The following is a 15,665-nucleotide window of genomic DNA, read 5'->3' on the forward strand; positions in this document are numbered from 1 at the left end:
CGTCATTTAGTGCAAGTATACCAGATTTTAACATACTCTGCAATCAAAGAACCTTCACATTCCTGATCTATTCCGCTTTTAGCCCTCTTTTTTAAATTTTTCTGCTTTTTACATTTTCACACTTTAAAATCATAAATTTTCTTTTGCATTTTCTTTCCTGCACTGTTATAATAAGGCAAGAAAAATCACTCCCCGGAGGTACACATAAAATGGAAAACACCACACCTGCAGCTTCACCGATCACCGGACACACCGGTCTTATCTGTCTGCTCGGCAGCCCCTGCGCCCACAGCGTCTCCCCGATGATGCACAACGCATCCTTTGAGGCTCTTGGGCTCGACTACCGCTACCTCGCATTTGATGTCAATGAGGAGACACTTCCCACCGCAGTTGCCGGTTTAAAGGTTCTCGGTGCCCGCGGCTTCAACCTGACCATGCCGGATAAAAATCTCATGGTCTCCCTCTGCGACGAACTCTCCACCGCTGCCCGGATCATCGGTGCTGTCAACACGGTCGTAAACGAAGATGGACGCCTCATCGGCCACAACACCGACGGAATCGGTTACATGCAGTCCGTAAAAGATGCCGGTTACGATATCATCGGCAAAAAAATGACACTTCTGGGCGCAGGAGGCGCTGCCACCGCAATTCTGGTACAGGCTGCCCTCGACGGCTTAAAAGAGATCTCCGTCTTCGTGAGACCCACCAGCCGCTTCTACGACCGCCTGGTACATACCGTCGATGAACTCACAGAGATCACTGACTGCAGGATCAGGATCTGCGACTTCTCCGATGCAGACCTCTTAAAGAAAGAGCTTGCGGACAGCGCTATCCTCACAAACGGGACCTCCGTCGGCATGGCCCCCCACGAGGACACCTGCCCGATCCCGGAAAATCTGACTTTTCCGAAAGACCTCATCGTCTCCGATATCATCTACAACCCGCGTGAGACAAAGCTCCTCACCATGGCTAAAAATCAGGGCAACCCGTTCTTCAACGGCTCCTATATGCTCCTCTACCAGGGTGCCGAGGCTTTCCGCCTCTGGACCGGAAAGGAGATGCCAGTGGAGAAGATCAAGAAGGAATTTTTCTCTGATCCTTTTTATTCAAAAAGCAACTTAGATCACTTACGCCGTGTCATTGCTGCTTTAAACGCCGGAAACGGTGTTTCACATGAGTTAATCACTGACGAAAAATAAATACTCTACTTTTAAAGTTTCTATTTACACATGACCTCCAGAACCTGCCACCGACAGTTTTCTCTGGATGCATGGCATCAAAAAAGGAAAACGATCTGTCTGTGCAAACCATCAATACCACAAACAGATCGTTTTCCTTAATCAAATCTTTTATTTCAGGCTTTCATCATCTATCTTATGAACTGCCAGTTGTTTTATCTTCTACTTACTCTGTCCCGCAATAATCTCTTCCGCCATTCCAAACATCTCCTCAGCGCCGAGATCCTCACCAAACTTGAAGAGGCTGTAGCCCTGTCCGTCCATGTTCCACTCTACCGTGTAGGAAGTCATAACTTCGACCTTATCGCTGCCGTAAGCCAGGTTAAAATTGCCGTCTTCCTGGGCCTTTTTGTCCTCCTCGGTGAGCTCATAATCTGCCGGAACGAACTTGTTGGTCAGCTTGTAGAAACAGAGTTCTGTACCATCCTCGCATGTCCTCACCTCTGCCGGGGTGAGTTCTCCATCCATGCCGACTTCCGCGGAAAACGTGACATCCTCCATGCCGTCTTTTCCGTATGTGACGGAAAGCTGTGTTCCGTTTCCCAGTTTATTTCCATCTTTATCTTCCGTCTCATAGTTTACCGGCACAGCAGCCTTAAACGCGTACCCGTTGGAGAATTTCTCCGGGAAATCTACCATCGGTCCATTCTCCTTCTGAAGCTCCAGCGCCTGTTCATAGGTGTGGACTTCATCTCTTATATCGGTGCGGGATGTGATTCCCGCGATCTTTCCAATCGCGAACGCCGTCATGCTTCCAAATACACAGATCGCTGCAACTGCTGCTACCGCTTTTTTCATAAAACCTTTCTTCATATAATTTTCCTCTCTTTCTATCTTCTCATATACATTTCTCCGGATCCGCGCCTCCCGCACCGATTCGTCCGGAAGTTCGCCTGCGCGGCTCTCAAACATATTTTTCAGTCTCTTTTCTAAGATAGGATCGTCCATGTTTTTCCTCCTTCCTCCTGTGTGAGGATTTGCTTCAACTGTTCCTTCGCGTGGAACAGCCTGGATTTCACCGTTCCCTCAAACACTCCGCAGACCCTTGCGATCTCGCGGATCGGCATATCATTGTAATAGTACAGGATCAACACGGTCTTCTGCTTCGGCGGCAGCTTTTCCACCGCCTCGTAGAGGATCCGCTCCTCTTCCTTCATAATGCAGTTTTCCAGGACGGACCTTCCGGTGTCCGCCTGCCCGGATGCAGGTTCCTCCTCCGGCTGTTCTTTCCGCGACTTTCTGCTGATCTTCCACGCGGACCTTGTGAGTATCCTGTAAAACCATGTCTTAAAGGCTGCCGGATCCCGGAGCTTCTTTCTGTTTAAATAGCAGGCGGTGAATGTCTCCTGGACAATGTCCTCGCTGTCCGCCGCGTTCCCGGAGATCAGCCAGGCCGCCCTGAGCGCCGGCCTCTCATACTTCTCCATCAGCTCCCCGAAGGCATCCATGTCCCCGTTGATCATGCGTCTCACGATATTCTCTTCATCCATGTCCTGCCTCCTCTCTTTTTTGATGCATCTGTCTTATAGAGACAGGCAATTGGGAGAAAGTTCATTTTTATCGGAAATTTCTTTTCTTCTTTATTCTTCCAAATATATAACTTATTTTTCCACCAGACATATTTATTTTTGTTTTTCTATCTACACTGACTTCCACCGCGTCTACCGTCAACCATTTTCATAGAGCCGCAAAAAACAGGACAGCCACCCGCATCCACGCAGATGATCTGTCCTGTTTCGATTGATGCCTTAATATGATTTTTCGTACTAATACCTTAACTTGATCCTAGAAAGCTCCACATCCACCTCATATCCATGGCTGTGAAGATACTCCTTCATGCCCTCCCGCGCGAGGTCGATATGATTCTTCGGGGCAACGGTAATGCTGCGGATCGGAAGCTTCTTCCTGCCTCCGCTTAAGTCGATCGCGATATATCTTATTATAAAAAAGAAGATGAACCTGAGGAAATCACGCAAAGTTCCGGTATGTTCGGACTGCCTCCTCCTCTGCCTCCTTCATGATCTCTTCCACGGAATTGCCCTCGATGTCAAGTCCCTCTGCGGTATAGCACACAGTCTTATTGATTCCGTAATATACCTTGCAGAGTTTCTCGACATACTCATATCCGAGATTCAGATCCCCGATGGAACCACCGCTGGTGGTCACATAATGGAGACTGTCGGCATGGCACAGCCCACCTGGGATTCCCTTGGAAGAAAAGGTAAAGGTCAGCCCTGTCACACAGATCTGCTCCAGATAACATTTCATTCTCGCCGGGAAAGTAAAATCCCAGTACGGAGCCGCCACAAGGATCCGGTCTGCGGATGCAAACTGCTTTGCATAGTCAAACATCGGTCCCTCATAAATTCCGGCTCTCGTGAGCTGTTCCCGTCCTGCACTCTCTTTTCCGGTAAAAAGCTTCAGATCTTCATCCTCTAGGCACATGGTCTCGACCTCATATTCCCCGTTCTTGTTCATTTCCTTTAATAAAGCCTGCGCAAGTCTCTCCGTTCTTGAAACATCGCGGTTCACGCACGCGTCAATGTACAATAATTTTTTCATACCTTTCCCCTCCAGATATTTTTGGTATTACATGTATCTATAAATTCAACAGTCTTCTCGAAAGCTCCAGCACATCCTCCGTATTCTTGCTGTTAAAGATCTTCACCTCACCTCCGGACTCTTTCCCCGATAACAGTCCACACTCAGTCAGGCGCTTTCTCGTCTGCTTCGCGGTTCCGAATCCGCCGTCATAGATCGCCACGCCGGGCAGATGTTTCTGGATCTCATTTTTTACTAACGGGTAATGCGTGCAGCCGAGTACCACCGCATCGATTTCCGATTTTTCATACGGCTCGAACTGTTTTTCCAGATACTCGTCCAGAACAGGTCCCTCTAACATTCCGCCTTCGATATACTCCACAAGTCCCGGGCACGGCATCTTGATGATATTCGCCTCGTCCTCGTAGACATGCAGCATGGAATTAAATTTTGTCTGGGAGAGAGTCATCGGAGTCGCCATAACGACAACCTTTGAGTGCTCTTTCGCAAGCACCGCCGGCTTCAGCGCCGGTTCGATTCCAATCACCGGAATATCCTTCTTCTCATACTCCTCCCTCAGTTCCCTAATTGCCACACTGGTTGCCGTGTTGCAGGCTACAACTATGGCTTTCGCCCCGCGTTCCAGCAAAAAATCCACATCCTTTTTTGTGAGGTCAATGACCTCCTCCGGGGTACGTGTGCCGTAAGGGGCATTTGCGGAGTCCCCGTAATATAAGAAATCCTCACCCGGCATCAGTTTCACTAATTCTCTCAAAACACTGATCCCACCGAGTCCGGAATCCAAAACACCGATCGGCCGATTGTCTGTATTCATAATGTACACCTCATTGACTGCCGCAGAGATCCGCCGGATCTCATGCAGCATATTATATGAATCCTCGTGTTCTCAGGCTGTCATGTTTCATTTCCATGACCGCACATCTCTTTCCTGCACAACACCAGTTATTTCATCGAATTATTCTTTGTGATGATCTCTTATATCTTATCACACTTTCCCCGTTTTGAACATCCACAGACTTTCTCCGCTCTGTTTTTGTGCACTTTTTAAAATTTAGGCCTTGATTTTTTTTATTTTTGGTTAATCTGTTTCTCAAAACACTGCTATACTTACGCTGTAACAAGAAAGAAGCGGTAACTGTTCAGTACCTTCACGGTTACGCAAAAATCCATTCCGAATTGCCTGCGGCAATGGGATTTTTGCCTGCTGGCCAAAATTATGTTACGGTCAGCGCAGTAAATGCGCAGACCTATTGAACAGTTATTAGTCACAAACTTAACAAAACCCCTTTATACACTAAAGCTGAGGGCTGCTAAGCGAATCCGGCAGAACGAATACTGGTTCGTTTGCCGGGAATCAGATTTTTGGAGGAAAAGATAAATGACTACTTTAAAAGCTGAAAAAAGAAGCATGGATGTAAAGGCAAAGAGATTAAGACGTGAAGGATTTGTTACAGGTAATGTTTTCGGACATGCCATCGAAGGCTCCATTCCGGTAAAGATGAACTCTGTAGACGCAGAACGTCTTTTAAAGACCGAACATAAAGGCGGTCAGATCAACCTCGACATCGAGGGTCAGGTATATGATGTCCTGATCAAGGAAGTGGACTACAATGCAATGACACGAAAGATTGATGAGATTGATTTTCAGGCACTTGTAAGCACTGAGAAGGTTACTTCCACGGCCGAGATCGTTATCCTGAACCGTGAAGCTGTTATCGGCGGCGTTCTTCAGGAAGACTTAAGCGAAGTTGCTTACAGAGCATTCCCGTCCGCACTGATCGAGAAGACAACACTGGATGCTGCAGGTCTCAAGGTTGGTGACATCGTACATGTCAAGGATCTTGACATCGCAAAGAACAAAGACATCGACTTAAAGACTGATCCGGAGGCTGTTGTGCTCTCCGTCATCCCGGTTCACAACGTTGTTCCGGAAACTGAAGTTACAACTGCACCTGCTGCAGCTGCTGCTGAGGAGAAAGAGACCAAATAATCTCCGCGTCCATATATAGAAATGGATATAAAAATGGCGGTATCGCTTCAATGGTGAGCGATGCCGCCATTTTTACATCCGTAGGAAATGAACACTCCTTGTACTTCCCGCTGGAATCAAGTATAATAAAAACAATCAAAGACGCTTTTTCTGATGGGAGGAATTTGCATGGGAAGTTATCTGAATCCGGGGAATCTTTCATTCCGCGGTAGTCTCCGCTCTAAAATTTATGTCGACAAAAGCGAACTGATCGCCAGAACCAATGAAGCGCTTTGTACCGAGCAGAAATATATCTGTGTAAGCCGTCCAAGAAGATTCGGAAAATCAATGGCCGCTAATATGCTCGCCGCATATTATGACCGGAGCGAGGATACAACGGAATTATTTCAAAATCTTGCTATCAGTAAAGACAGATCGTATAGGGAAAATCTGAACCAATATGATGTGATCAAAATCAATATGCAGGAATTTTTAAGTATGTCTGAAACAATGGAAGAAATGCTGGAGATGCTTAAAAATTATCTGATTTTGGATTTTAAGGAGACATTTCACGAAATACAGTTTCGTGATGAAAAGAATCTGATTCAGGTCATGAAAGACGTATTCCGTTATACTAAATGTCCTTTTGTGATCCTGATCGATGAGTGGGACTGCCTGTTCCGGGAGTACAAGCAGAATAAAGAGGCTCAGAAAAAATATTTAGATTTTCTGCGCGCATGGCTGAAGGATAAGGATTATGTGGCATTGGCCTACATGACCGGCATATTACCCATTAAAAAATATGGCTCCCATTCCGCATTAAATATGTTTACAGAATATTCCATGACCGATCCAGGCGATCTGGCCGGGTATTTCGGCTTCACTGAACAGGAAGTATCCAGACTCTGCGATACATACGATATGAATTTCGAGGAAGCGAAAACATGGTATGATGGATATCATCTGATCGCACATCGCCAGAATGGTGATGAACATTACTCTATTTACAGTCCTAAATCGGTTGTGGAAGCCATGCTGCGACACAAGTTGGGAACTTATTGGAATCAGACGGAAACATATGAAGCCTTAAAAATTTACATTCAGATGGATATGGACGGACTGCAGGACTCTGTGGTCAGAATGCTTGCAGGTGAAGCAGTACAAATCAATATAGGTACTTTCAGCAATGATATGACCACATTTGCCACTAAAGATGATGTCTTGACATTACTGATCCATCTCGGCTACCTGACATACAACAGCGTAGATGGTACCGTTGCCATTCCTAATAAAGAAGTCTCACAGGAATATGTGAATGCAATCAGCACCATGAACTGGCATGGCGTGATCGACTCCGTAGAATCATCCCGTAAACTTTTAGAATCATTGTGGGCCATGGACGCCGACGCAGTTGCGGCAGGAGTTGACAAGGCTCACGATGAAATTTCGATTCTTCAGTACAACGATGAAAATTCTCTGAGCTGTACCATAAATCTTGCATTTTACTTTGCACGTGAATATTATACGATAATCCGTGAACTGCCTACAGGTAAGGGTTTTGCTGATATATGTCTGATTCCGAGAAAACTGCATTTAGATAAGCCTGCGGTAGTGATCGAACTTAAATGGGATAAAAGCGCATCTGGAGCTTTAGACCAGATCAGAGAAAAACAGTATGGAAATGCATTGAAAGATTATCATGGTAGTATATTACTTGTTGGAATTAATTATAACAAAACAACGAAGAAACACGAATGCATGATCGAGACTATGCAGAAATAAATATAGTATCACGTGAACATCAGCAATATCTTTCAGCTTAAAAGATCAGAAAAGTCGCTGAGTTGACAATTCTGTATTTCCCTGCTATACTGTCTTACAGCTCATCGGAGGGCTTGTAAACGCATTTACAAAGCTGGATAAGATGCCGAAGGATCGTTCGGTATTTTATCCGGCTTTTTTGTATAACTGGAACCTTCCATATCTTCTCATCCTGCAGCACAAGCCCTTCCGTCAGGATTATATTTCCGTCATTACCAAGTACTATATCAAGTCCAAACAGATCATGATAAAACCTTATCGATCTCTCAATATCTTTTACGATAACCAGAATATTTCTCAATCTCATTCTACTTTTCCTGTACCTCCTTGCCGCTCATATGCTCGATCTCGATTTCAAACATCTGCACAGCCCTTCCCGCCTGCGCGATCTCCTCATCAGCCAGCTGTTCATTCGGATAATATTTCATCGCAAACCGTTTTAACATTTCCATTGCTTTCTCACTGCCATTTTCCATCAAATGACATTTCCCGAACACAACCGTACTCTGCATAAACGGTGCCCAGGCTTCCTCCCTGATCGTCTCATTTCCATAAACCGTAAAACATACCTTATCACACACCCGCAGAGCATCGACCTTATGCCCCGCGCGCGCACCATGAAAATAGATTTTCCGGTTCTCCCTGTCATAAAAATAATTGAGCGGGATCGCATACGGATATCCATCATCCCCATTCACCGCAAGAACACCTCTCCTGCTGTTTTGCAGAAGTTCCTCCACCGCGCTATCCTCGATCTTATTTCTCTTTTTTCGAATCTCTCTAAACATAATTCTACACTCCTGATTCATAATATTACCAACCTCATCTTTTCCTTCTCCAAACACCGGCAAATTCTTCCAGATCCATTATATCTCACACGATTGGATTCGTCATCCTCTTCCTTCTCCAACGCGTTTTCCATCCCCGGTCATCCTTCATATTTTATCAATATCTGTTTTTCACTTTGCCGCATACAAGCGCTCACACTGTAACGTGCACGTTTGACAACTGTACATTTTTCACATATGATTGACACGCAAATACTAATACGAAAAAGGGAATCTCACCATGTTTGAAAAACTAAAATATTTCTCCACGATCTTCTTCGGCACCTTCATCATCGCCGTGGGAGTCTATTTCTTCATGAACCCGAACCATATCATCAGCGGAAGTATCTCAGGACTCGCCGTGGTTCTCGTAAACTTTGTCCCGCTGTCCCTGTCCGCCATGACGCTGCTCTTAAACATCATCTGCATCATCCTGGCATTCCTCTTCGTGGATAAGACCTTCGGGACAAAGATCATCTTTATCTCCGTCCTGCTGCCGGCGCTTCTCTTTGTGTTCGAGATCCTGTTCCCAAATCCGGGTTCTCCCACAGGAAATATCGCCCTGGACGTGGTGGGAATGATCGTCGTGATCTGCTACGGACAGGCAGTCCTCTTTAACGCCAACGCCGCGTCCGGCGGTCTCGACATTATCGCGAAGATCATGAACAAGTACCTCCACATGGATCTCGGAAAGTCCATCATTATCGCCGGAATGGTGACCGTCGCAAGCTCCTATTTCGCCTACGACCTCCAGACCGTGATCATCGGCGCCCTGTCCACCTACTTCAGCGGCCTCGTCCTGGACTACTTTATCGACGAGTTCACCGGAAAGATCCGCGTCTGTGTCATCTCCGAGCACAATGATGATTTTAAACGTTACGTCATCGAGACGCTCCAGCGAGGTATCACCGTCTACACCGCCACCGGCGGCTACAGTGATGCGCAGAAGGAGGAGATTCTGGCTATTCTCACCAAAAAGGAATATGGTCAGTTTATGGACTACGTCCAGGCAAAGGACCCCAACGCCTTCGTAACGATCTCCAACGTGAAGCGCGTGGTGGGAAGCTGGAATACGCCGAAGAGACGGACGTACTTCTAAGACCATGCGCCTCCAGAACCTGTTACCGGCATTCTCTGCAGAACACACACAATTCCTACAGATCCTGCCGCCAGCAGTTTCTTCCGAATTTATGCAGCAAAAAGGCTGATGCAGTTTCAAACCAACGCATCAGCCTTTTTTTTATTTCCTACTATTCTTCCATCCATTGATCGTCCTCCAATACACTCCCATCCCGGTCACTCCAACAAGCACCTCTGAGATCGGAAACGCAAACCAGGTAAACTGAAGTCCCAGAAGAGACAGCGCCCAGAAAATCGGGATCAGACAGAATATCTGGCGCATCACAGACAGGAACAGACTGACTCTTCCATTTCCGATCGCCTGAAAGAACACCGGTGTCATCAGTGAAAATACCGCCGGAATAAAACTCGATCCAATGATCGGAAACGCCGTTTTTCCGATTGCAATGACCTCACTGCTGTCCGAAAAGATCCGGAGCAGTTCCACCGGAAAGAACACGAAACAAACCCCCCCGATCAGCATAAACCCACAGGAAAACAGATAACTGTCCTTCATGGTCTCCCGGCATCTCCCATAACTCTTCGTCGCGTAGTTGAAACTCAGCACCGGCACAATACACGTCTGCAGTCCCATCAGCGGGATAAAGAAGAAGGTCTGCATCTTATAATAAAGTCCTAAAACCGTCACCGCGGAATCCGAAAATCCCGCGAGGATCGCGTTTAAGATCACAATATACACCGTGTACATGGCCTGCTGTAAAATCGATGCGTATCCAAGCCAGTAGATCTGTTTTATGTAAACCTTCATTTTCCGAAACTCCGGCGGCCTGCGCACTCCCCCGAAGGCCGTGATCACAGCCGCGGCCACCTGACCGCAGACTGTAGCGTAGGCAGCTCCCGCCACGCCCATCTGCGGCACAGGACCAAGTCCGAAGATCATGATCGGATCCAGGACGATATTAGTCAGCGCGCCAACGGTCTGGGCGATCATCGGGCGCCGCATATTTCCCTTGGACTGGTGTACTTTCGTCCAGTTTCCCTCTAAAAACGCGCCAATACTGCCGATGCAGACGATCCGCCCGTAGATCACCGCGTCCTCGATCGCCTCCGGAGACTTCGCGCTTGTCATGACATAGGGACGCATAAACACGGCCGCGAGAACCGCAAATATAAGCCAGGTCATGAATTCCAGAACCATGCCGGTTCCCGCTGCCTCCTCGGCTTTCTGCTGGAATTTCTGCGCATACTGTCTCGCCATGTACGTGTTGACACCGACACCGGTTCCCACCGCCAGGGCAATAATGATAAGCTACAGCGGATAGATCACCGACAGCGCTGTCAGCGAATTTGCGGAATACTGACCGACGAAAAAGCTGTCCACGATGTTGTACATGGCCTGAATGAGCTGCGCCAGCATGACCGGCGGCGCGATCTTCAAAAGAATCTTCGGAATCTTTTCCGTGCGGAAGAGATCCGTTCCAGTCTCCATCTTCTCCTTCATCACTCTTCCTCCTCCAGCGCGTCTTCCAACACCCGGTCATACTCCATGAACAGCTCCGTCATCATCCGGATCCGCTCTGCTCCGAGCTGAGCCGCCGCCCGCTCCTCCATAAGACTTAAAGAATGCAGGAGCCGTTCCGAATACTCTTCTCCGCTCTCCGTCAGCACCAGCGCCTTCTCTTTTCCGCGGCTCATCTCCTCGCTGACCGCAAGGATCCCCTCTTTCCGCATCTCCGTGATCACATGGTTCACCGTCTGCCGCGGCAGCATATAAGAATCGCAGACCTGTTTCTGTGTGCAGGATCCATATTCCCGGATCGTATAGAGCACCAGCATCCGGTTATAGCTGACCTTATTTTTCTTCGCCCACACCGAGTAGACTCTTCGGCACCGGATGATCGCCTGGTTTACCTGGTCGTGAAGCTTCTGTATTTCATGGTCCATAATCGTTTTCTCCTTTTCAATCCCATTTGAGACTGAAAAGGAGTATACTCCCGTCACCATGATTTGTCAATCCCCGCAGCTCCGCTTCCACCATCAAAGTTCCACCTGCAATTCATGCCGATTTTCGACATCTTGTGCAGCGTTTATTGACAACACCCGAAAAAATGATATCCTAAAGATAACCGATTCCGTTGCAGGATCAGTTTTTTATACCATTTTTCAGCTTTTCTTACGAAAATAAAGGGGGAATCTCTATGAGAAGTACATATAAGAAACCACTGGCGCTCCTGCTGTCCGCGGCATTGAGCTTTACACTGTCCGGCAGCCCCGTCTATGCGTCAAACAGCAGCTTACTGCCAGAAACAGGCACACGGAGCGCACTTCCGGCGCAGACGGCAACCTCTTCCAATGCTGTGGAAAACCAGGAGCCCGTTGTTTCTGTGGACTACATTTCTGGAACAAAAGAATTCACCGATATCTTTGAGGCACTCGACTGGATCGTTCCGGGAGTGACATTCACCCTGCTCAGAGACACCACGATTACACGCCAGCTGAAGCTTGACGCCAACGTATGTGACTGGGATAATATAACCTTCGATCTCAACGGTTATACCCTGTCCGGAAATTTTGATGATGAGGCCGTTGTGTATTTCGATCCTGCGACAGCATATCATGTCGCATTTAAAAACGGAACCATCGAAAATACAGCGGAAAATGGTACTGCCGTTCAGTTATGGGACGGCCAGATAACCATGGAAAATGTAACTATCAACGGTGATTTTGTTATTAAATATGATTTTCTTAACCTCTACAAGAGCTATACACCGACCTTCCTCGGCGGCGGAACGATCAGTAAACTCCGCACGGAATCCGAAAATCCGGCGAATTTCGGCAATTCCCTGGCCCCAGGATGTTACTTTGTTGGTTCCGATGGCCGCCGCGTGCAGGGAAATGCCCTGGAACGCAGCACCAAACTGGAAAACGTCACAGTCATGACGTGTGAGCATGAAAACGGATTTGTCAGGGATCCTGACACCTTCTTTACCAGATATATCTGTCCAGTCTGCGGCAATGCCTGCACACATGATACCCGCAGTTCAGATGACAGGGAATGTGAGATCTGTCATATGAAGATCAACGACATTGTGTACAATCCCGGAGAGACGGAATATGTCACCTCCTTTAACGATGCAACGACTGCCGCGAATCCTTTCAGCAGCAGGATCCTTCTGTTAAGCGATCAGGATTCATCCTCCAATTTCATCCGCGATCATATGACCGTTGATTTTAATGGTCACACAATGACATGGACCGGAAGTTACGGTAACACCACGGTCTCTCTTTCCGGTACAGGGGTAACATTTCTGAATACCGGTACCTCCCAGGGACACTTTATCGGCACGATCAACCTTTGGGGATCTTCCCCCAGACTGATCATCCCGGCTGGCGCAAACCTTCTCATCGATGCTCTCGAGGTCAAAGAAGGAACTGCCTCCCTCTCCGGCGGCACCTTCGGCACGATTACCGTTTCAAATGGCAATACCCTCAACGGCCTTCTTGCGCCAGGATACTGCTACGTACAGAATGGTCAGATCATCGTTCCGTCTGACAGCGACACAAAACTCACCAATGTGTCCGTGGTTCCCTGCGACCACACTTCGGCAGCCGTGACGACCACTAACGGATCCACGATCACCTACAAATGCCCCTGCGGCGAAGTGACCTACACAGGCAGCGTGACAAAAGACGGAAAGACTCTGTACTATGCGGATCTTCAGGACGCCCTCGATCATGCGTCCGGCGGTACATTCCATTTCCTCACTCCGTCTCTCAATACCCGGCTTATTGTCCCGGACAATGTGACGATTGATTTCACCAATATGTCACTGTATCACGATACTTCAGACTCAGAATTGGTCCTCAGTGGCAGAGTCACGCTCCTCAACCGTGGAACTCCATATGCGCTCATCCAGAATATTCCTATCGTCGTCCAGTCCGGCGGTACACTGATCGTTCCAAAAAATTACAGCATTTCAGAAGAAAATCAATTAGACCTGTCCTCCGGATCATCCATCACCATTGAGCCTGGCGGACATGCTGAACTATACAGCGGTACATACAGTTATATCTACGCAGACACAGACAGTGAGATCCATATTTCCGGCTGCAGCAACCCTGTCCTTGTTATGAAGGACGACAGCAGGGCAGTCCTGACCGGCGGCAGCTACCGGTCGCTCTATCTGGAAGGGATCTGTGACGTAAAGATCTCCGGCGGAAGTTACGGCAGAATTGAGATCTATGAGACGGACCTTCAATCAGCTCTGGTTCGTCCGAAAGTCACTTACGCGGATTTCTCCGCTCTGCTGACGAATGGATCAGGATTTCAGAAGTCTGACGGCAGCTGGCTCTCCAAGAACGATGTAACCAGTTCTCCCGAATATATGAACAGAAAAAGTAAATATATTGAAGATGTGACCGCTGTGGATGCGCCTGTCCAGGATGCAGCCGTATATGCCCGGATTTCCGGTACAGAGTACAAAGAGTCTGTGAACGTCCAGTACAAAGCACGGACCGGCAGGGAATTCAGCCTGATGCCTGATATCCACTTCAGATCAGATGTAACTCCGTCTGCCTCCTGCCAGTGGTACCAGGTAAATTCCGACGGCAGCATGACGGAGATCGAAGACGCCTCAGACATGGCTCTCCACCTCTCTCCGACGATACCCGTCGGCACATACACCTATGCCGCGGAGATCACCTGCGGCGGATATATCTGCTACAGTGACCCGTACACCGTGACCGTCACTCCCCGGGAACTGGAGCTGACCGTCGATGAAGATTTCATCTCAAAAGTCTATGACGGTACAGCGAATGTACCCGACATAAAGCCTATATTCATTGCGGCTGGCGGCGGAGATCTCCCGGATGCAGACGAGATCACATGTCTGATCGGCGATTCCTGGTACTTTAATTCTCCAGCACCAGAAACACCAAATCCAGATTTTTCCGATGAAAAAGGGGTAAGCTTCCTCTGCACCCTGACAAACCCGAACTACTCGTTTGCAGGCGGGGAAACGGAAAAACGTTTTTTCTGCGGTCAGGCACCGTACATCAAAAAAGCCACCGCATCCAATGCAAAACCAGGAACCATGACTGTCCTCAATCATACGGAAGCCGCGTACCGCTTTGACCTCAGTTCCCTTCTGCCGGAGCTCGACACGCCGAAGAAATACGGCACGGTCGAATACCATCTTGAGGACGTGGCTCTCGGAGACTATTACGACAGCGGCGCGTCCATCTGTGATGGAGTACTGACACTTCCGGTCCGTCCGGTGGATTCTGCGCTGGAGCAGCAGATCGGCACCGTGACAGTTAAAGTCATCTCCCAGAATTACCATGACTTTCTCCTCACGCTCCAGGTCAGCGCTGTCAACAATAAGCTGCCCGACAGCGGCGAAGACAATAAGCCAGGCGGGAACTCCGGCGGCAATACTTCCGGCGGTGGAAATTCTTCCTCCAATGGCAGTAATTCCGGCGGAAACAGTTCTTCCGACAGTGACAGCGATTCTTCCTATGAAGATACGTTCCTGTCCTCAGACTACTCCGGACAGGCACAGTCCAAATCTCCGTCCACGATCAGCATTCCATCCGCTGTACCGGATAAGAACGGTAATGTAACTCTCGATCACAATATGATCCAGTTCGCCATCAAAGCCGCCCGGAAAACTGTGAAAAAGAATGGCAGATCTGCAAACGGCATCGCGGTGTCCATCCCTGTGGTATCAGAAAAGAGTCATTCCGCATTCTCCGTGACGATAAGTGCCCGCATTCTCGACACACTGATCCGCGAAAACGTGACTCATTTAGCACTCGGACTTAACGGCGCTTCGACCGCAGACCTGGATGCAGACCTGTTAAGATGGCTGGATGCCAGATCTGCCGATGCAGATATCCTCATCAGGATCCAGCCAGCAGTCCAGATCACCGGCAGCGCAAAACCGGCTTATACGCTGTCTGTATTTCTCTTTACTGGCGGAAAAGAGACACCTGTCACTGATTTTGGCAATCTCTCGATCACAATAAAATAATTATGCGTATGTTTTCTTACGGTCAACGCAGCAAGTGCGCCGACCTACTGAACAGTTACAATTCTGCTTACATCTGCATTTCTGACGTGTAATTGCGAAAAAAAGCAGGTCTACATCGGTGTTTTTCACCTGCAGA

General features: G+C 48.1%; 14 protein-coding genes and 1 pseudogene. 5 read left to right on the forward strand and 10 right to left on the reverse strand.

Translation table 11 applies throughout. The features are described 5' to 3' along the window. Positions 1-209: 209 nt before the first annotated feature. Positions 210-1,199: a shikimate dehydrogenase gene (aroE, locus tag DW826_RS04130; protein WP_117552109.1), complete on the forward strand. Its 990-nt coding sequence runs from the start codon at positions 210-212 to the stop codon at positions 1,197-1,199. A gap of 201 nt (positions 1,200-1,400) precedes the next feature. Here the strand turns inward: aroE and DW826_RS04135 are convergent, their stop codons facing one another. The 5 genes from DW826_RS04135 to murI all read right to left on the reverse strand — a co-directional run bounded on the left by DW826_RS04135 (position 1,401) and on the right by murI (position 4,614). After that, positions 1,401-2,186 (reverse strand): hypothetical protein, encoded by a 786-nt coding sequence (locus DW826_RS04135; protein WP_117552110.1) that lies wholly within the window; start codon positions 2,184-2,186, stop codon positions 1,401-1,403. Further along, on the reverse strand, positions 2,168-2,728 hold the full coding sequence (locus DW826_RS04140; protein ID WP_015553637.1) for an RNA polymerase sigma factor: 561 nt from the start codon (positions 2,726-2,728) through the stop codon (positions 2,168-2,170). The genes DW826_RS04135 and DW826_RS04140 overlap by 19 nt, the downstream gene beginning before the upstream one ends. A 276-nt stretch (positions 2,729-3,004) precedes the next feature. After that, the gene (locus tag DW826_RS04145; RefSeq protein WP_117552111.1) at positions 3,005-3,214 is read right to left on the reverse strand and encodes a hypothetical protein; all 210 of its coding nucleotides are present in this window, start codon (positions 3,212-3,214) and stop codon (positions 3,005-3,007) included. Beyond that, complete coding sequence (locus DW826_RS04150; protein WP_117552112.1) at positions 3,207-3,800, reverse strand: NAD(P)H-dependent oxidoreductase; 594 nt, start codon at positions 3,798-3,800, stop codon at positions 3,207-3,209. The genes DW826_RS04145 and DW826_RS04150 overlap by 8 nt, the downstream gene beginning before the upstream one ends. A 37-nt stretch (positions 3,801-3,837) precedes the next feature. Further along, positions 3,838-4,614 carry a glutamate racemase gene (gene murI / locus DW826_RS04155; RefSeq protein ID WP_166462247.1) on the reverse strand — a complete coding sequence of 259 codons (777 nt, stop codon included), beginning with the start codon at positions 4,612-4,614 and terminating at the stop codon, positions 3,838-3,840. Positions 4,615-5,178: 564 nt separating this feature from the next. On the opposite strand from murI, the gene DW826_RS04160 reads away from it, so the two are divergent. Next, positions 5,179-5,790 (forward strand): 50S ribosomal protein L25, encoded by a 612-nt coding sequence (locus DW826_RS04160; protein WP_117552114.1) that lies wholly within the window; start codon positions 5,179-5,181, stop codon positions 5,788-5,790. Between the two features lie 168 nt (positions 5,791-5,958). Then, positions 5,959-7,551 (forward strand): AAA family ATPase, encoded by a 1,593-nt coding sequence (locus DW826_RS04165; RefSeq protein ID WP_117470750.1) that lies wholly within the window; start codon positions 5,959-5,961, stop codon positions 7,549-7,551. Positions 7,552-7,744: 193 nt separating this feature from the next. Here the strand turns inward: DW826_RS04165 and DW826_RS04170 are convergent. Both DW826_RS04170 and DW826_RS04175 read right to left on the reverse strand, forming a co-directional pair. Continuing rightward, a pseudogene (locus tag DW826_RS04170) lies at positions 7,745-7,897 on the reverse strand (VOC family protein); the annotation flags it as partial. Position 7,898: 1 nt separating this feature from the next. Continuing rightward, positions 7,899-8,378, reverse strand: coding sequence for a pyridoxamine 5'-phosphate oxidase family protein (locus DW826_RS04175; RefSeq protein WP_117552115.1), 480 nt, complete (start codon positions 8,376-8,378; stop codon positions 7,899-7,901). Between the two features lie 280 nt (positions 8,379-8,658). Here DW826_RS04175 and DW826_RS04180 point away from each other — a divergent pair, with 280 nt between their 5' ends. Then, the gene (locus tag DW826_RS04180) at positions 8,659-9,516 is read left to right on the forward strand and encodes a YitT family protein (RefSeq protein ID WP_117552116.1); all 858 of its coding nucleotides are present in this window, start codon (positions 8,659-8,661) and stop codon (positions 9,514-9,516) included. Positions 9,517-9,657: 141 nt separating this feature from the next. Here the strand turns inward: DW826_RS04180 and DW826_RS04185 are convergent, their stop codons facing one another. Genes DW826_RS04185 through DW826_RS04190 form a run of 3 tightly spaced genes read right to left on the reverse strand, consistent with a single transcriptional unit; the run spans position 9,658 to position 11,441 of the window. Next, positions 9,658-10,803: an MATE family efflux transporter gene (locus tag DW826_RS04185; protein WP_347472275.1), complete on the reverse strand. Its 1,146-nt coding sequence runs from the start codon at positions 10,801-10,803 to the stop codon at positions 9,658-9,660. Positions 10,804-10,806: 3 nt separating this feature from the next. Continuing rightward, on the reverse strand, positions 10,807-10,998 hold the full coding sequence (locus DW826_RS18560; RefSeq protein WP_242994038.1) for a hypothetical protein: 192 nt from the start codon (positions 10,996-10,998) through the stop codon (positions 10,807-10,809). Then, positions 10,998-11,441, reverse strand: coding sequence for a MarR family winged helix-turn-helix transcriptional regulator (locus DW826_RS04190; RefSeq protein WP_117484379.1), 444 nt, complete (start codon positions 11,439-11,441; stop codon positions 10,998-11,000). Before DW826_RS04190 ends, DW826_RS18560 begins: the two co-directional genes overlap by 1 nt. A 254-nt stretch (positions 11,442-11,695) precedes the next feature. On the opposite strand from DW826_RS04190, the gene DW826_RS04195 reads away from it, so the two are divergent. After that, complete coding sequence (locus DW826_RS04195; protein ID WP_117552117.1) at positions 11,696-15,529, forward strand: hypothetical protein; 3,834 nt, start codon at positions 11,696-11,698, stop codon at positions 15,527-15,529. The last annotated feature ends 136 nt before the right edge of the window (positions 15,530-15,665 follow it).

The sequence above is a fragment of the Clostridium sp. AM34-11AC genome (genome assembly GCF_003435375.1).
Lineage (GTDB): Bacteria > Bacillota > Clostridia > Lachnospirales > Lachnospiraceae > Pilosibacter > Pilosibacter fragilis.